The organism is Micromonospora sp. NPDC005171 (genome assembly GCF_040608575.1).
Taxonomy (GTDB): domain Bacteria; phylum Actinomycetota; class Actinomycetes; order Mycobacteriales; family Micromonosporaceae; genus Micromonospora.
In genome coordinates, this window is the sequence record NZ_JBEXIM010000036.1 from 16,524 (window position 1) to 33,230 (window position 16,707).

At 72.3% G+C, this 16,707-nt stretch carries 14 protein-coding genes; 11 read left to right on the top strand and 3 right to left on the bottom strand.

The genetic code is table 11. The features are described 5' to 3' along the window. Positions 1-24: 24 nt before the first annotated feature. Positions 25-3,498 (top strand): phosphodiester glycosidase family protein, encoded by a 3,474-nt coding sequence (locus tag ABZU74_RS27795; RefSeq protein WP_355429724.1) that lies wholly within the window; start codon positions 25-27, stop codon positions 3,496-3,498. A 42-nt stretch (positions 3,499-3,540) separates the two neighbouring features. Here the strand turns inward: ABZU74_RS27795 and ABZU74_RS27800 are convergent, their stop codons facing one another. Further along, entirely contained in the window at positions 3,541-4,437 is an 897-nt protein-coding gene (locus ABZU74_RS27800) for an AAA family ATPase (protein WP_355429727.1), read from the bottom strand. 275 nt (positions 4,438-4,712) lie between these two features. Between ABZU74_RS27800 and rpmE the strand changes: the two genes are divergently transcribed. Further along, positions 4,713-4,937: a 50S ribosomal protein L31 gene (rpmE, locus tag ABZU74_RS27805; protein ID WP_030333150.1), complete on the top strand. Its 225-nt coding sequence runs from the start codon at positions 4,713-4,715 to the stop codon at positions 4,935-4,937. A gap of 132 nt (positions 4,938-5,069) precedes the next feature. Beyond that, the gene (gene prfA, locus ABZU74_RS27810; protein WP_355429731.1) at positions 5,070-6,158 is read left to right on the top strand and encodes a peptide chain release factor 1; all 1,089 of its coding nucleotides are present in this window, start codon (positions 5,070-5,072) and stop codon (positions 6,156-6,158) included. A gap of 26 nt (positions 6,159-6,184) precedes the next feature. Here prfA and ABZU74_RS27815 read toward each other — a convergent pair whose 3' ends face one another. Beyond that, the gene (locus ABZU74_RS27815; RefSeq protein WP_355429734.1) at positions 6,185-7,729 is read right to left on the bottom strand and encodes a GGDEF domain-containing protein; all 1,545 of its coding nucleotides are present in this window, start codon (positions 7,727-7,729) and stop codon (positions 6,185-6,187) included. A gap of 73 nt (positions 7,730-7,802) precedes the next feature. Between ABZU74_RS27815 and prmC the strand changes: the two genes are divergently transcribed. The 4 genes from prmC to ABZU74_RS27835 all read left to right on the top strand — a co-directional run bounded on the left by prmC (position 7,803) and on the right by ABZU74_RS27835 (position 12,227). Further along, positions 7,803-8,750: a peptide chain release factor N(5)-glutamine methyltransferase gene (prmC, locus tag ABZU74_RS27820; RefSeq protein ID WP_355429737.1), complete on the top strand. Its 948-nt coding sequence runs from the start codon at positions 7,803-7,805 to the stop codon at positions 8,748-8,750. Continuing rightward, a complete protein-coding gene (locus ABZU74_RS27825; protein WP_091406475.1) occupies positions 8,750-9,397 on the top strand; it encodes an L-threonylcarbamoyladenylate synthase in 648 nt (215 codons plus the stop codon). Before prmC ends, ABZU74_RS27825 begins: the two co-directional genes overlap by 1 nt. Continuing rightward, positions 9,398-10,009: a phosphotyrosine protein phosphatase gene (locus ABZU74_RS27830; RefSeq protein ID WP_355429740.1), complete on the top strand. Its 612-nt coding sequence runs from the start codon at positions 9,398-9,400 to the stop codon at positions 10,007-10,009. A gap of 106 nt (positions 10,010-10,115) precedes the next feature. Continuing rightward, positions 10,116-12,227 carry a transglycosylase domain-containing protein gene (locus tag ABZU74_RS27835; protein ID WP_355429742.1) on the top strand — a complete coding sequence of 704 codons (2,112 nt, stop codon included), beginning with the start codon at positions 10,116-10,118 and terminating at the stop codon, positions 12,225-12,227. A gap of 9 nt (positions 12,228-12,236) precedes the next feature. Here the strand turns inward: ABZU74_RS27835 and ABZU74_RS27840 are convergent, their stop codons facing one another. Beyond that, on the bottom strand, positions 12,237-13,700 hold the full coding sequence (locus ABZU74_RS27840; protein ID WP_355429745.1) for an SDR family oxidoreductase: 1,464 nt from the start codon (positions 13,698-13,700) through the stop codon (positions 12,237-12,239). A 35-nt stretch (positions 13,701-13,735) separates the two neighbouring features. Here ABZU74_RS27840 and glyA point away from each other — a divergent pair, with 35 nt between their 5' ends. From glyA to atpB, 4 genes are all read left to right on the top strand, one after another. Then, positions 13,736-15,025, top strand: a complete 1,290-nt coding sequence (gene glyA / locus ABZU74_RS27845) for a serine hydroxymethyltransferase (protein WP_355429747.1) — start codon at positions 13,736-13,738, stop codon at positions 15,023-15,025. Then, positions 15,018-15,443 (top strand): hypothetical protein, encoded by a 426-nt coding sequence (locus ABZU74_RS27850; protein WP_355429750.1) that lies wholly within the window; start codon positions 15,018-15,020, stop codon positions 15,441-15,443. Before glyA ends, ABZU74_RS27850 begins: the two co-directional genes overlap by 8 nt. 181 nt (positions 15,444-15,624) lie before the next feature. After that, entirely contained in the window at positions 15,625-15,861 is a 237-nt protein-coding gene (locus tag ABZU74_RS27855; protein ID WP_355429753.1) for an AtpZ/AtpI family protein, read from the top strand. 11 nt (positions 15,862-15,872) lie between these two features. After that, entirely contained in the window at positions 15,873-16,670 is a 798-nt protein-coding gene (atpB, locus tag ABZU74_RS27860; protein WP_355429756.1) for a F0F1 ATP synthase subunit A, read from the top strand. The last annotated feature ends 37 nt before the right edge of the window (positions 16,671-16,707 follow it).

Sequence of the window (16,707 nt, forward strand, 5' to 3'; positions counted from 1 at the left end):
TCATGACCGGGTTGACTGTCGTCCATGCGTACCCGCAGACGAACCGCCCGCCGCACCGGCGTCCTGCTGCTGACGCCGCTGCTCTCGCTGGCCGCGCCGCTGCCGGCCACCGCCGCCCCTCCGACCCCGACCGTCGTCGCCCCGTCCACCGTCGCCGAGGACGCGCCGCCCGCGTCGTCGTGGCCGTCCAGCTCGGTCGGCCTGGTCACCGACCCCGCCGCGACCGCCGCGACCTCGGGCGCCGACGGTCTGGAGCCGGCCGGCGGACTGGAGACCACGAAGGCCACCCGGCCGGTCGCCCCGGGCGTGCAACTCACCTCCTTCGACAGGTACGACGCCGATGGCTGGCTGCGCGCCGACGCGCTCACCACTGACCTCGCCGGTGGGTCCACCGTCGACTACGTCAACTCCGGTGCGGTCAGCCGGGCCGAGCCGTTGCGCAAGGCGGCGGACGCCACGCGCGCCGTCGCCGCGATCAACGGCGACTTCTTCGACATCAACAACTCCGGTGCCGCTCAGGGCGTCGGCATCCGCGACGGCGAGTTGATTCAGTCGGGGGTCGACGGTCACCGCAACGCGGTGGCGGTCACCACCAGCGGGCTCGGCCGGGTGATCGAGGTGAACTTCGACGGCAGCGCCACGCTGCCCGCCGGGCCGGTGCCGCTGACCCAGTTCAACAACATGGTGCAGGCTGATGGCATCGGCGCGTTCACCGAACTCTGGGGGACGTACTCCCGGCAGCGGGCGGTGGAGGGCGCGGCCCGGGTGTTCGAGGTCACCGTCTCCGGCGGCCGGGTGGTCGGGGTGAGCGGTGTGGCCGGCAGCGGCCCGATCGCCGCCGGCAGCACCGTGCTGCTCGGCCGCGACGCCGGCGCGGACGCGCTGGCGGGACTTCGCGCTGGTGACCCGGTGACGGTGGCCTGGCGCCCGAAGCCGTCCGACGGCAGCAGCCTGCACGCGGCCGTCGGAGGCGGCAACGTGCTGGTCCGCGACGGCGTCGTCCAGAGCATTGCCGACCCGACGCTGGCTCCGCGTACCGCTGTCGGCTTCAGCGCCGACGGGCGAAAGATGATCATGTTGACGGTGGACGGCCGGCAGGTCGACAGCCGCGGCGTGACGCAGACCGAGATGGGCCGGATGATGGCCGAGCTCGGTGCCCACCATGCGCTCAACCTGGACGGTGGCGGCTCGTCCACGCTGTTGGCCCGGGAGCCGGGCGCACCGGCCGTGCAGGTGGAGAACGGCCCGTCGGACGGCAGCGAGCGGGCCGTGCCCAACGGTCTGGCCATCTACGCGCCGAAGGGCAGCGGCCGGCTCACCGGCTACTGGGTCGAGACGGCCAGCGACCCCACCGCCGCCCCGGGCATCTCGCCGGTGCGTGGTGGCCGGCCCGACCGGGTCTTTCCCGGTCTGACCCGCGTCCTCACGGCCGCCGGCTACGACGAGACGTACGGCCCGGCGGCCGGCGCGCCCACCTGGCGAGTGACCCCGGCGGTACGCGGCCGGGTCGACAGGGACGGGGTGTTCCACGCCGGCGCACCGGGGGCCGGCACGGTCACTGCGGCACGTGGCCGGGCCAGCGGCTCGCGGGGCCTCACCGTGCTCGGCCCGCTGGCCCGGGTCGGCACCACCGTGCCGCGGGTCGGCCTCACCGGCCGCGACGGTAACGCCCTGGTGGGCGTGGTCGGGTACGACGGCGACGGCAACACCGCGCCGATCGAGCCGGCCGACCTGACCCTCGACTACGACCGTGACCTGCTGCGGATCACCCCGAACGCGGACGGCAACCTCGCGGTCAGCGCGCTGCGGGACACCGGCTCCGGCCTGGTCACCATTCATGTCGGACGGGCCAGCACCGTCCTGCCGGTCACCGTCGGGCTGACCGACGTGCCGGTGGCTGGCTTCGACGATGCCGGGTCCTGGCGGTTCAGCCAGGCCCGCGCCAGTGGGTCGGTCGCGCCGGCGCCGGGGCACACCGGCACGGGCCTGCGGATGGCGTACGACTTCAGTCAGTCCACCGGCACGCGGGCCGCGTACGCCGACCCGCCCGCCTGGATCGAGGTGCCCGGCCAACCGCAGGCGTTCGGCATGTGGATCCACGGCAACGGCACCGGAGAGTGGCCGAGCCTGCACCTGCACGACGCCCAGGACACCCAGCACGTGCTGCGCGGCCCACTGATCACCTGGACGGGCTGGCGGTACGTGGAGTTCGCGGTGCCGGCCGGGGTGCAGTACCCGGTGCGGGTGCGCCGGTTCTACGTGGCCGAGACGAACGCCGCGGCGCAGTACTCCAGCGAGGTGATCATCGACGATCTGGTGGCGAAGGTGCCACCGACTGTCGACGTGCCGGCAGTGGCGCCGCGTACCGATCGGGTGGTGATCCGCGACGGCACTGTCGACGGCGCACCCTGGCGGTTCGCGGTGCTCTCCGACGCCCAGTTCGTCGCCGCAGCCCCGGACAGTGACCTGGTCGCCCAGGCCCGGCGGACGCTGCGCGAGGTGAAGGCCGCCAGGCCGGACTTCCTGCTGATCAACGGTGACTTCGTGGACACCGCCTATCCGGCCGACTTCGCGCTGGCCAAGCGCCTTCTCGACGAGGAGTTGGGCGACGCCCTGCCCTGGTACTACGTGCCCGGCAACCACGAGATCATGGGGGCGCCGATCAGCAACTTCGAGGCCGCCTTCGGTGCCACCTCACGAGTGTTCGACCACAACGGCACCCGGTTCGTCACGCTGAACTCGTCCACCGGCACGCTGCGCGGCGGAGGCTTCGACCAGGTGCGGATGCTGCGCCAGGCGCTGGACACGGCGGCCACCGACCGGCGGGTCGGCTCCGTCGTCGTGCTGCACCACCACCCGGCGCGCGACCCCAGCCCGGCGCAGGCCAGCCAGCTCGGTGACCGCAAGGAGGCGGCGTTGCTGGAGCAGTGGATGGCCGACTTCCAGCACCGCACCGGAAAGGGCGCGCTGTTCGTGGGCGGGCACGTCGGCACCTTTCACGCCGACCGGGTGGACGGGGTGCCCTACGTGATCAACGGCAACGCGGGCAAGACGCCATCCACCCCCGCCGACCAGGGCGGCTTTACCGGCTGGACGGAGTTCGGCGTGGACCCGGTCACTCCGGCCGAGGCCGACAGTGCCCGCCGTGACCCGCTCGCGGCAGGCCCGGTCTGGGTGGACGCGGAGTTCCACGCGCACGCCGACCGGCTCACGGTGACCGCGCCGGCCAGCGTCGCGGTGGGCACACCGGTGTCGGTGAGTGCCACGCTGACCCAGCCCGGTGGGCGTACGGTCCCGGTGGCCGCGCCGGTCAGCGCCGACTGGTCGGCGTCGCCGGAGGTGTACATCGGCTCGGCGGCCGGGGTGCGCCCGTGGCACACCGCCCGCTTCGATCCGGCCACCGGCACGCTGACGGCGCTACGCCTCGGCGCCCCGGTACGCCTCACCGTCACCGTCAACACCGTCCGCGCCGAAGCCACCATCGCCCTCACCAGGTGAGAGCGAGCAGGGCCCTTCCCCGACGAAGGGCCCTGCTCGCGCTCAGAAGTCGCCGTCGGCCACCTGGAACACGGTGAGGCCGAGGGCTCGCCACATCTGGACCACCTGGGCGCGGTCGTCGAAGACGCCGGCCACCCGGTAACGGTCCCGGATCTCCCGGTCGTAGATCTCCCGTTTGACGATCGAGTCCTTCCGGGAGTCGCCCACGGCCCGCAGGTGCAGGCCCAGGTAGGGCACTCGGACGTGCCGGGCCAGCCACGCCTCGGTGGCCGCGCGGGCGGAGGCGTCCCGCCCCGAGCAGAAGACCACCCCGTACCCGGCGGCGTGCATCGCCCGGACCGCGGCGATCACCGCCGTGTTCGGCTGGTCCTGGCCCACCCGGGTCATGTCGTACGGGCTGCGGAAGACGGCCAGCGCGACGGTGCCGTCGATGTCCACCAGGACGATCTCCGGTGGCTCGGTCGACGGCGGGTGCAGCACGGCGGGGCGTCCGGTACGTGCCTCGGGCACCGGCAACGGCAGGGTTCGCCCCTCCAGGTACCGCTCGTGCAGCCGGCGGATCGCGTCCGCGCCGACCTGGTCGGCGGTAGGGCGAGCGGCGTCGCGGCGCAGGCACTCGTCCAGCGGCACGTCGGTGAAGTCGTGCACCTCGAAATCCGCGCCGTGCCGGGCGGCCAGCTCGGCCCAGCCCCGCAGGGTCCGCGCCCGCAGGTTGGTGTCGTCCACGCAGACGTCCGCCCGGGCGCGCAGCAGCGCCTCGACCTGAGCCTGCTGCACGGCGGTCACCTGCGCCTCGGCCCACTGGGTGAACAGTCGTTCGCCGTGCAGCATCCGGCGGAGGTCGTCCCGGTTGACCCGCGAGACGGACGGCTGGAGCGTCCGGGCGAACGTCGTCTTGCCCGAGGCGGGCAGTCCCCGGGTGGCGATCAGGCGGGTCATCGGCACACCTCCGGCTCGACGGGCGTACCCCGGGCGGGGTACCTGACGGCGGACCGCCGGGTGCGCGAATGCCCCGTCGGGCGGCGGGAATGCGGACGGGTAGGCACGTGTTGACGATGCCGGACGAGGTGTGCGGCCCGATTACCGGGTCGGCTCAGGCCCATGGCACACTGGTCAATCGGCCACCGGTTCCGGTTCACGCCCGAGCCCGTCGCGTACGGCGCGACGAGCGATGACGGCGACCCGGCGACCACCAACGAGAGGACCGAGGCGAGATGAAGGCAAACATCCACCCGGAGTACGTGACCACCGAGGTCAGCTGCTCCTGTGGCAACACGTTCACGACCCGCAGCACCGCCAAGGGCGGGGCGATCCACGCCGAGACCTGCAGCGCCTGCCACCCGTTCTACACCGGTAAGCAGCGCGTTCTCGACACCGCCGGCCGGGTCGCGAAGTTCCAGCAGAAGTACGCCAAGGTTCAGGCCAAGAAGGCCAAGTAACTCCTCGTTCGGCGCCCGCGTCCGGTTTCCCGCCGGACGCGGGCGCCGTCCGCGTTTTCCCCGTTTTCCGCCCGGCCGCTGGCCTCCCGGCCCGGCCCGGTCGTCGCGCACCGTCGAAGGAGCATCCGCAGCATGAGCAGCGAGCGTCTGGCCGGCCTTCTCGACGAGTACGCGGAGCTGGAGAAGCGGTTGGCCGATCCGGCCATCCACGCCGACCAGGCCACCGCGCGCAGGGTCGGCCGCCGGTACGCCGAGCTGGTGCCGCTGCACAAGGCCGCCGACGAGTTGGAGCAGGCCCGCGCCGATCTGGCCGCGGCTCGCGAGCTGGCGGCCGAGGACCCGTCCTTCGCCGGTGAGGCGGACGCCATCGCCGGCTCCCTGCCGGTGCTGGAGGAGCGCCTCGCCGAGCTGCTCATCCCCCGCGACCCGCACGACGCCAAGGACGTGATCGTCGAGATCAAGGCCGGTGAGGGTGGCGAGGAGTCGGCGTTGTTCGCCGGTGACCTGCTGCGGATGTACACCAGGTACGCCGAGCGGCACGGCTGGGTCACCGAGGTGATCGACGCACAGGATTCCGACCTCGGAGGGGTCAAGGACGTCTCCCTGGCGATCAAGACCAAGGGTGTGCCGGACGGCGGCAACGGCGTCTGGTCGCGGCTCAAGTGGGAGGGCGGCGTGCACCGGGTGCAACGTGTCCCGGTGACCGAGTCGCAGGGCCGGATCCACACCAGCGCCGCAGGGGTGCTGGTGCTGCCGGAGGCCGAGGACGTCGACGTCACGATCGACCAGAACGACCTGCGCATCGACGTGTTCCGCTCGTCCGGCCCCGGCGGCCAGTCGGTGAACACCACCGACTCGGCGGTGCGGATCACCCACCTGCCGACCGGCATCGTCGTCTCCTGCCAGAACGAGAAGTCCCAGTTGCAGAACCGGGAGCAGGCGATGCGGATCCTGCGGGCCCGGCTGCTCGCCGCCGCGCAGGAGCAGGCCGACGCCGCCGCGTCGGACGCGCGTAAGGCCCAGGTGCGTACCGTGGACCGCTCGGAGCGGATCCGCACCTACAACTTCCCGCAGAACCGGATCACCGATCACCGAATCGGCTACACCGCGTACAACCTGGATCTGGCGCTCGGCGGCGAGCTGGACGGGGTGCTGGACGCCCTCACCGAGGCCGACCGGGCCGCCCGCCTCGCCGGCGATACCGAGCTGACCCGTCGCTGACCGCGACATCGAACTGACTGGGGCGATCAGCTCGCTCGGGGGCGGGTCTTGGCGCGGAGCATCTCGCGGTCGGCCTGCTCGAACGCGACGCTGAGCGCGTCGCGTAGCCCGCTGCCACCGGAGACCTCGGCGAAACCGATACTCACGCCGACCGGGGTGCCCGGGACCAACGATTCCCAGTCCTCCAGTCGGACCGCGGCCTCGATCCGGCGGGCCACCTCGGCGGCCTCGGCCATGCCGGTGTCCGGCAGCACCACCACGAATTCGTCACCGCCGTAGCGGGCCACGAAGTCGCCCCGGCGCATCACCCGGTTGATCACACCGGCGATGCGTTGCAGCACCAGGTCGCCGGAGTGGTGCCCGTGCCGGGTGTTGACCGCCTTGAAGCCGTCCAGGTCGCAGACCCCGATCACCACCCGTTCGCCACGGGTGACCACGGCGGTGATGTACCGCTCCAGCCGGCGGCGGTTGGGCAGCCCGGTGAGCGGGTCGGTCAACGCCTCGCCCTCGAAGCGCGCCGCCTCGCGGCGCATCTCCTCGTGGTCGATTCGGGCGGCGATGCCGTCGATGTAGACGTCGCGCAGCCTGTCGTTGCGCTGCGCGGCGAGCCGGAACGCCAACCGGTCGGCCCGGTGCGCGGAAAGGTGGTCCCCGGCACGGGTCAACGCGATGCTGCGCAGCCGGGCCGGCTCGGCCGCCCCGAGCGTCTCGTTGGACACCTGGACGGTGTCCAGTCGGGCGACCGCCTCGATCGGCCGACCGTCCGCGACGGCGAGGCACACCTGCCCGAGCTGCCGCAGGTCGCGGGCGCGGGCGCTGTCCCCACCGTGGCTGATCAACCGGGCCGGCTCGGGGCCTTCGGAAGCCACCTGGTCGCCGAGCGCGGCCTGTCGGGCCGCCGCGTAGCCGTAGGCGGCGAGGCTGCTCGGGCGCAGCTGGCCGGCCCGCCCGGCGCGGACGAAGCGGGTCAGGTCGGCGGCCACGTCCCGCAGCACCCGCAGACAACCGTCGCTGTCGCCGTTGTGGTCCAGGGCCACGGCGTTGCGCAGCCGGATGCCCGGCGCGGCGAACGTCTCCTCCGGGATGCCGGCGGTCAGCCCGAGCTGCCGGGCCCGCTCGATGGCGCCCAGGGCGTAACCGTGGAAGCTGAGGTAGCTGTAGGCCATGGCCAGGTCGTGCCAGCCCCAGGCGGTGTCCCGGTCCGGGTCGGCGACGGCGCCCAGCGCCCGGGCCGCTCGGACGAGGTGCATGACGCAGCGGTCCAGTGCTCCCTGGTGGTGCGCGGCGAGCGCGGCCAGCGCGTTGAGGTGACCGTGCAGGTAGGGCTCCGCGAGGTCGCGGACCGCCGCCGACGCCTCTTCGATGGCCCGGGTGAACTCCGCCGTCCGACCGAGATTGATCAGCGCGGAGAGGCGCTGCACCATCGCGTCCGCCCGCGCCGCCGGGTCGGTGGTGGTGCGAATCACACGCTCCAGCAGGACGTACGACTCCGCGGACCGGCTGGCCTCCTGCAACGCCCGGGCGTGCGTGAGGGCGTCAACCTGGTCATCGACCCGGTCGAGCCAGCCCACCCGCCAACCTCCTGTCGTGCGCGCCTGCGCGCACCTGTTCGTCACGTCGTCCGCGACGCTTCATGATTATGTCGTGAGTACTTTGCCGCAACACCCCCCCGAAGGGACAGGCCCCATCCGGCCGTCCGCCGCGGTGGCCCGAGCGGCCCGCGCGCTCGCCGCCGCCGGGGTCGGCTCCGCCCGGGTGGAGGCCGAGGTGCTGGCGGCGTACGTGCTCGGGGTTCCCCGGGGTCGGCTGGCTCTCGCCGACGATCTCGGCGACGACCAGCTGGCGCGGCTCGACGAGCTGATCCGCCGCCGCGCCGCGCGTGAGCCGTTGCAGCACCTGACTGGTCGGGCCGGGTTCCGGCACCTGGAGCTGTCGGTCGGCCCGGGTGTCTTCGTGCCCCGGCCGGAGACCGAGCTGTTGGCCGGCTGGGGTGTCGAGCAGGCCCGGGGCCGGCCCGACCCGGTGGTGGTGGACCTGTGCAGCGGCTCGGGCGCGATCGCGTTGGCGGTGGCTCAGGAGCTGCCGGGAGCGCGGGTGATCGCGGTGGAGCGGTCCCCGGCGGCGCTGGCCTGGCTGCGGCGCAACGCGGCGGAGCGCGCCGCGGCGGGGGACCGGCCGATCGAGGTGGTCGAGGCCGACGTGACCGCGCCGGACCTGCTGGCGGAGCTGGTGGGCCGGGTGGACGTGCTGCTCTGCAACCCGCCGTACGTGCCGGACGACGTGGTGGTCCCGCCGGAGGTGGCCGGGCACGACCCGGCCGAGGCGGTCTTCGGCGGCGCGGACGGGCTGGTGGTGATCCGACCGGTCGTCGCCCGGGCGGCGGTGCTGTTGCGCCCGGGGGGCGTGTTCGGCGTGGAACACGACGACACCCACGGCGCGGCGGTGCCCGGGCTGCTCGCCGAGGACGGCGGCTTCACCGCTGTCGCCGAGCATCTGGACCTCACCGGGCGTCCCCGCTACGCGACCGCGTCCCGACGGGCGGACGGCCAGCACGCCCCGATCGGGGCGGCGTGGCAGACTGACTCCTCGTGATGCTCTACGACTGCCGGTCGCCCGCCGATCGGGACCGCGGCATCGCTGCGGCAATCGAGGCGGTCAAGAACGGCGAGCTGGTCGTTCTCCCGACCGACACCGTGTACGGGATCGGCGCGGACGCGTTCACCCCGTACGCGGTGAAAGCGCTGTTGGATGCCAAGGGCCGGGGTCGGCAGATGCCGCCGCCGGTGCTGATCGGCTCGCGGCACACCCTGGACGGGTTGGTCTTCTCGCTGCCCACCGCCGCTCGGGATCTCGTGGAGGCGTTCTGGCCGGGTGCCCTGACGATCGTGGTCGAGCACTCGCCGAGCCTGCAGTGGGACCTGGGTGACAAAACCGGCACGGTGGCGGTGCGGATGCCGCTGCACCCGGTGGCGTTGGAGGTGCTGCGCGAGACCGGCCCGATGGCGGTCTCGTCGGCCAACAAGACCGGCCAGCCGGCCGCTGTCACCGCCGACGAGGCGCGTGACCAGCTCAGCTACTCGGTGCGGGCCTACCTGGAAGCCGGCCCCTGCCCGGACCCGGTGCCCAGCACGATCGTGGATCTGACCGGTGAGGTGCCGCAGCTGTTGCGGGCCGGGGCGATCCCGTTGGAGAAGCTGCGTGACGTGGTCCCGGATCTCGTCGACGGTCGGGCGGTCTGAGTGCCCCCGTTCACGGTTCTGCACGTCTGCATGGGCAACATCTGCCGCTCGCCGATGGCGGAGCGGCTGCTCGCCCTGGCGGTGCGGGAGCGGCTGACCCGGCGTGCGCAGGACCCGGCTCAGGCCGAGGAACTGGTGCACAGCCACAGCGCCGGCACGGGTGGCTGGCACGCGGGTGAGGAGATGAACCCGCCGGCGGCACGGCAGGTCACCGGCCGTGGTGGGGACGTGGCGGGGTTCGCCGCGCGCAAGCTGCGCTCGGACCACATCGACGCCGCCGACCTGGTCCTGACCGCCACCGCCGACCAGCAGGAGTACGTGGTGGCGCTTCGTCCGGACGCGGCGGCCCGCACGTTCGTGCTGGGCGAGTTCGGCCGGCTGCTGGCCGCGGTGGACGCCGCCGCACTGCCGCCGGGCGACGCCACCCCGGAGGCCGTGTACGCCCGGGGGGTGGCCCTGGTGGCGGCGGCCCACGACGCACGGCTGGGCGCCTCGGCGCTGGCCACCGATGATCTGGACGACCCGTGGGGTCGTGGCGACCAGTGCTTCAGCCGGGTCGCCGACGAGATCGAGGAGACGGTCCACCCGCTGGCCGGCGCGCTGCTGCCCTGAGCGTGGTGCGAGTTTCCTCCGGGTTTGGGGAAAACCCAGGGCTAAAGGGGCGTTCCGGGTCATTCTGAACGGGTCCTAGCGTGACCGGCTCCTGCGGGGAGAGCTGATGATCCGGGCCCAACTCGACAAACTGCTGACCGTGGTGATCGCCGGCGTGCTGGCCGGACTGGTGCTGGCCGCCGCCGCCCTGCCCGTGGCCCTGGTCTTCGGGATCGGCTTCAGCGCCCTGTCGACGCCGTACTCGGAGCTGCCGAACACACTCCGGACGCCGCCCACCGCGCAGCGCTCCAACCTCTACGCCAACGACGGCACCACCCTGATCACCTCCTTCTACCAGGAGGACCGGGTGGACGTGCCGCTGCACGAGGTGGCTCCGGTGATGCGCCGGGCGATCGTGGCGGCCGAGGACGTCCGGTTCTATCAGCACAGCGGGGTCGACCTGCGGGGCGTGGTGCGCGCGTTCACCGTCAACAAGCGCGACGGCCACACCCGGCAGGGCGCCTCCACGCTGACCATGCAGTACGTCCGCAACGTGCTCAGCAACGACCCCCGGCTGACTGAGGCGCAGCGGGACGCCGCCACCGAGCTCACCACCGTCCGCAAGCTGCAGGAGATGCGGTACGCGCTCGCGTTGGAGCGGGAGCTCGACAAGGACGAGATCCTGGCCCGCTACCTGAACATCGCCTACTTCGGCGCCGGGGCGTACGGCATCGCGGCGGCCAGTAAGCGGTACTTCTCCCGCTCCCCGGCCGAGTTGACCCTGGCCCAGGCGGCACTGCTCGCCGGTCTGGTGCGTTCGCCGGACAGCGACGATCCGATCAACGGCGACGCCGACAGCGCTGTGGCCCGGCGGTCGTACGTGTTGGAGCGGCTGGTGGAGACGGGGCAGGTGCCGGCGGACGCTGCGGCGGCGGCGCGTGCCGAGCCACTGCAGCTGCGGCCCAGCGAGACCCCGAACGACTGCACGGGCGTACCCGACGCGCACAACGACTGGGGCTTCTTCTGCGACTGGTTCACCCGCTGGTGGAGCAGCCAGTCCGCGTTCGGGGCGACCGCCGACGAGCGGCAGCGCACGCTGCGCCGGGGTGGCTTCTCCATCGTGTCGTCGCTGGACCCGGGTGTGCAGCGGGCCACCACCGAGCAGGTGCTGAAGATCTATCCGACGACCAGAGCCGAGGCGGTGCCCACCGCCGTGGTGCAACCGGGCACCGGGCGGGTGCTGGCGATGTCGGTGAACCGGACCTACAGCGCTGCGGACAACCCGGTCGGGCAGAAGAACCGCCCGAACACCGTCAATCAGTTGGTCGCCGGCGGCGGCGCGATCGAGGGGTACCAGGGCGGTTCGACGTTCAAGCTCTTCACCCTGCTGGCCGCGCTGGAGGCCGGCCTGCCGCTGTCGACCGACTTCGTGGCGCCGACCCAGTTGCTGACCCGCTTCCCGGTGACCGGGGCGGCGAGTTGCGACGGACGGTGGTGCCCGGCGAACGCCAGCCCGTCGTCGATGGACGGCCCGCGCACCATGTGGAGCGCGTTCGGCCGCTCGGTGAACACGTACTTCGCCTGGCTCACCGAGAAGGTCGGCGCCGACCGGGTGGTGGAGATGGCCGAGCGGCTCGGCATCGTGCTGCGGGCCGAGTCCGACGCCAAGCTGGCCCGCTACGGCGCGAAGGACTGGGGTCCGTTCACCCTGGGCGTGGCCGCGACCACCCCGTTGGACCTGGCCGGCGCGTACGCCGCGGTGGCGGCCGAGGGGACCTGGTGCGCACCGCTGCCGGTGGTCTCGATCACCGACTCGGGTGGCCGGCCGGTCGACGCCGCCAAGCCGGATTGCCGACAGGTGCTCGATCCGGACGTGGCGCGGGCGGCCACCGACGCGGCCCGTTGCCCGGTCGGCGACCAGTCGATGTACGGGCGCTGTGACGGCGCCACCGCTCCCGGGTTGCGGGCGAAGCTCGGCCGCCCGGTGGCGGGCAAGACCGGCAGCTCGGAGCGGTACGAGACGGAGACGGTGGTGGCGTTCACGCCGCAGCTCGCTGTCGCCTCGATGGCCGCGAACCCGGACGATCCCCGGGACGCTGTCGGTCAGGCGGTGCAGGCCCAGATCGTGAACGCGGTCGGTGAGGTGCTCGCCTTCGCCCTGCGCGACCAACCGGTCCGCGACTTCGTCCCGCCGAGCGAACGAACCGCCTTCCAGGCCCAACCCCAAGCCGGCAACTGACCCCTGCGGTCAGCGGGGTTGCTCGGCGTTGCGGGCTATGTTGCGGGCCATTCCGCCGAAGACCACCGCGTGGAACGGCGCCACCGACTTCCAGTAGGCGTGCCCGGCCAGGCCGCGCGGCAGGAAGACGGCGCGTTGTTGGTAGCGGCTGCGTCCGCCGTCGGCCTCCAGGACCCGCATCTCCAGCCAGGCGCGGCCGGGCAGCCGCATCTCGGCGCGCAGGCGCAGCAGCTCGCCCGGGACGATCTCCTCGACCCGCCAGAAGTCCAGCGCCTCACCGACCTGGAGGCGGTGCGGGTCGCGTCGGCCCCGCCGCAGGCCGACGCCGCCGACCAACCGGTCCAGCCAGCCCCTGATCGACCAGGCCAGCGGGAACGAGTACCAGCCGTGCTCGCCGCCGACGCCCTCGATGACCCGCCAGAGCGCCGCCGGTGACGCGTCCACCGTCCGCTCCCGGAAGTCGGTGTACGCGGTGCCACCGGACCAGTCCGGATCGGTGGGCAGCGGCTCGGCCGGCGCGTCCGGGCCGCTCGCGGTGGACCAGCGGGTCTCCACCTGGGCGTCGCGGACCTTGGCCAGCGCCAGCGCCACCGCCTCGTCGAAGCCGGTCAGCCCGCCGGGCGGGTCCGGGACGTAGCGGGCGATGTCGTGTTCGTGGGCGACCGCCTCGTGGATCAGGCTCTCCACCAGCGGGCGGGCGATCTTGTTCGGCACCGGGGTGATCAGCCCGACCCAGTGCGAGGAGAGCGACGGGGTGAGCGGGCGGACCGGCACGATGACCCGTCGGCGCAGACCGGCCACCCGGGCGTAGCGCTGCATCATGTCGCGGAAGGTCAGCACGTCCGGCCCGCCGACGTCGAAGCCCCGGTTGACCTCCGGCGGCAGCTCGGCGCAGCCGGCCAGGTAGTGCAGCACGTCGCGGACCGCGATCGGTTGGATCCGGTTGCTGACCCAGCGCGGGGTGACCATGGCGGGCAGCCGCTCGGTCAGGTAACGCAGCATCTCGAACGACGCCGAGCCGGACCCGATGATCACCGCGGCGCGGAGCACCGCCGTGGGCACGCCGCTGGACAGCAGGATCCGGCCCACCTCGGCGCGGGAGCGCAGGTGCGGGGAGGGGACCTCCTCGTCGGAGGCCGGCTCCGGCCCGCCCAGGTACACGATCCGGTGTACGCCGGCAGCGCGGGCCGCCGCCGCGAAGTTGGTCGCCGCCGTCCGGTCGGCCTCCTCGAAGTCGGCCCGGCCCAGCGAGTGGACCAGGAAGTACGCGACCTCCACGTCGGCGAATGCGGCGGCCAGCGTCTCCGGTCGGCTGAGGTCTCCCTCGACGATCTCCGCCGCGCTGGCCCAGGGCACGTCCCGCAGCCGTACCGCCTTACGGGCGAGGCAGCGGACGGTGTGCCCGTTGGCGAGCAGCAGCGGCGTCAGTCGCCCGCCGATGTATCCGGTGGCTCCGGTGACGAGGCATCTCACGAGTCTCAGTGTGCGGCCCCCTAGACTCGTTCGCTGTGGAGACCGAGACGAGCACCTTCTGGGGGCCGGATTTCGCGCAGCTCAGGGCCACCGACCCGGAGATCGCCGGGGTGGTCCTCGGCGAGCTGGACCGGTTGCGCGGTGGCCTGCAGCTCATCGCCAGCGAGAACCTGACCTCGCCGGCGGTGCTGGCCGCGCTCGGTTCGACGCTTACCAACAAGTACGCCGAGGGCTACCCGGGCCGGCGCTACTACGGCGGTTGCGCCGAGGTGGACCGGGCCGAGGAGATCGGCATCGCCCGCGCCAAGGAGCTCTTCGGGGCGGAGCACGCCAACCTCCAGCCGCACTCCGGGGCGAGCGCCAACCTGGCCGCGTACGCCGCGTTGGTGCAGCCGGGTGACACGGTGCTGGCGATGGACCTGCCGCACGGCGGGCACCTGACCCACGGCAGCCGGGTGAACTTCTCCGGCAAGTGGTTCCACCCGGTCGGCTACCCGGTCCGGCCGGACACCGAGCTGATCGACTACGACGAGGTCCGGGACCTGGCGCGGGCACACCGACCCAAGCTGATCATCTGTGGGGCGACCGCGTACCCGCGCCTGATCGACTTCGCCCGGTTCCGGGAGATCGCCGACGAGGTCGGCGCGTACCTGATGGTGGACGCCGCGCACTTCATCGGCCTGGTGGCCGGCCGGGCGATCCCGTCCCCGGTGCCGTACGCCGACGTCGTCTGCGCCACCACCCACAAGGTGCTCCGCGGCCCGCGCGGCGGCATGATCCTGTGCCGCGAGTCGTTGGCCCAGCGGATCGACAAGGCGGTCTTCCCGTTCACCCAGGGTGGCCCGCTGATGCACGCTGTCGCGGCCAAGGCGGTCGCGCTGCGCGAGGCCGCCCAGCCCGAGTTCCAGACGTACGCCCGGCAGGTGGTCAGCAACGCCCAGGCGCTCGCCGCCGGGTTGGCCGACGAGGGCATGCGCCCGGTGTCCGGTGGCACCGACACCCACCTCGCCCTGATCGACCTGCGCGAGCTGGGGGTGACCGGCACCGAGGCCGAGCGCCGCTGCGACGCCGCGTCGATCACCCTGAACAAGAACGCCATCCCGTACGACCCGCAGCCGCCGATGGTGGCCTCGGGCATCCGGGTGGGCACCCCGAGCGTCACCACCCAGGGGATGCGCGAGGGGGAGCTGCGTCAGGTGGCGACACTGATCGCCCGTGCGGTGCGCACCGATCCCGGTGCTCCGGGCGGGGCTGACGAGCTGAGCCGGCTCGGTGCCGAGGTGTCCGAGCTGGTCGCGGCGTTTCCGGCGTACCCCCGTGGCTGAGCCCGGGGTGGTCGAGCCGGGCACCGACCGGCGGTGGCGGTTGCGGCACCTGCCCGTGCTGCTGGCCGCGTCAGCGGCGCTCGCCGCGGTCGCCGCAGTGGTGGGCGGGGTCACCGGCGGCCTGACGGCCGCGCTCGGCGCGGCGGCCGGCGTGGGCGTCACAGTGCTCAGCTACACCCTCACCACAGTGGTGCTGGCCCGGGCCGACCAGGTCAACCCGCAGTTGCTGCTGCCGCTCGGCGTGGGTCTGTACGTGCTGAAGTTCAGCCTGCTGGGTGGGGTGCTGGTGGCGGTGGCGTCGACCGGCTGGCCCGGGTTGATCCCGCTCTGCCTCGGCATCGTCGCCGGGGTGGCAGTGTGGACGGCGGTGCACATCTGGTGGCTGACCACGGTGCACGCTCGTCGGGCGCACGGCTGACCTGGCGGTCGTCCCACGTTTCGGACGCGCGGCAATGTGTCGGCCTCCGGTCATTTTCCGACGGGCGGAAGGGGAGTAGCGTGCCCACAGACGACGGCGCCCACGAGAAGCCCACACAACGACGGTTGTGCGGGGGGTGAGGCACAGCCTCGTCTTCCCGGCTGATATCGTTCGCCCCGTCATGGCTGGTGACCAAACCCCCCGTCCCGCCGGTGAACCGGACGATTATCCGTCCGGTGCCGGTCAGGGTTGGACCGCGCTCAGCTACCTCATCGGAGGCATGCTCGTGTGGGGTTTCATCGGCTGGCTGATTGACCAGTGGCTCGACACCGGCGGCGTCGCCACCGGGATCGGCGTCGTGCTCGGTATGGCTGGGGGCATCATCCTGGTCGTCCGCCGACTCGGCACGCCAACTTAGGAAGGGACGCGGTGTTCGGACAGGCGAACGTTCTGGCAGCAGGCCAGGCGGGATTCCCACCCAGCGTGGACGACTTCTACCTGCCCGCCATCCTGCCCTGGGGCGCGGAGAACTCGTACTGGTTCACCAAGATCACGGCAATGGTCTGGATCGCGGTCGGCGTCCTGATCATTTTCTTCCTGGCGACGTACCGGAAGCCGCAGTTGGTGCCGACCAAGAAGCAGTGGTTCGCCGAGTCGATCTACGGCTTCGTGCGCAACAACATCGCGGTCGACATGATCGGTCACCAGGGCGTGCGGTTCGCTCCGTACTTCACGACCCTGTTCTGCTTCGTGCTGCTGACGAACGCGTTCGCGATCATCCCGTTCTTCCAGATCTCGCCGAACTCGCACATCGCCTTCCCGGCGATCCTCGCGATCATCAGCTACGTGCTGTTCAACTACATCGGCATCAAGAAGCACGGCTTCGTCAAATACTTCAAGAACTCGCTGATCCCGCCGGCACCCTGGTACATCCTGCCGCTGCTGATCCCGATCGAGCTCTTCTCCACCTTCATCGTCCGGCCGTTCTCGCTCGCGGTTCGTCTCTTCGCGAACATGTTCGCCGGTCACATGCTCCTGCTGGTCTTCACGCTCGGCGGCTTCGCGATGCTGAGCGCCAACGCCTGGCTGGCCCCGGTCTCGGTGCTCTCCTGGGTGATGACCATCGCGCTCACCTTCCTCGAGTTCCTGGTGATCTGCCTGCAGGCGTACGTCTTCACCGTCCTCACCGCCAGCTACGTGCAGGGCGCGCTCGCCGAAGAGCACTGATCCACCCGCACCACCCGTTGTCGTCCCGCGTGAGAGT

What these genes read in the sequence shown, in the direction of transcription:
- ABZU74_RS27795 (WP_355429724.1), top strand. Translation starts at nt 25, where the DNA reads ATGCGTACCCGCAGACGAACCGCCCGCCGCACCGGCGTCCTGCTGCTG.
- ABZU74_RS27800 (WP_355429727.1), bottom strand. Translation starts at nt 4,437, where the DNA reads ATGACCCGCCTGATCGCCACCCGGGGACTGCCCGCCTCGGGCAAGACG.
- rpmE (WP_030333150.1), top strand. Translation starts at nt 4,713, where the DNA reads ATGAAGGCAAACATCCACCCGGAGTACGTGACCACCGAGGTCAGCTGC.
- prfA (WP_355429731.1), top strand. Translation starts at nt 5,070, where the DNA reads ATGAGCAGCGAGCGTCTGGCCGGCCTTCTCGACGAGTACGCGGAGCTG.
- ABZU74_RS27825 (WP_091406475.1), top strand. Translation starts at nt 8,750, where the DNA reads ATGCTCTACGACTGCCGGTCGCCCGCCGATCGGGACCGCGGCATCGCT.
- ABZU74_RS27835 (WP_355429742.1), top strand. Translation starts at nt 10,116, where the DNA reads ATGATCCGGGCCCAACTCGACAAACTGCTGACCGTGGTGATCGCCGGC.
- ABZU74_RS27855 (WP_355429753.1), top strand. Translation starts at nt 15,625, where the DNA reads ATGGCTGGTGACCAAACCCCCCGTCCCGCCGGTGAACCGGACGATTAT.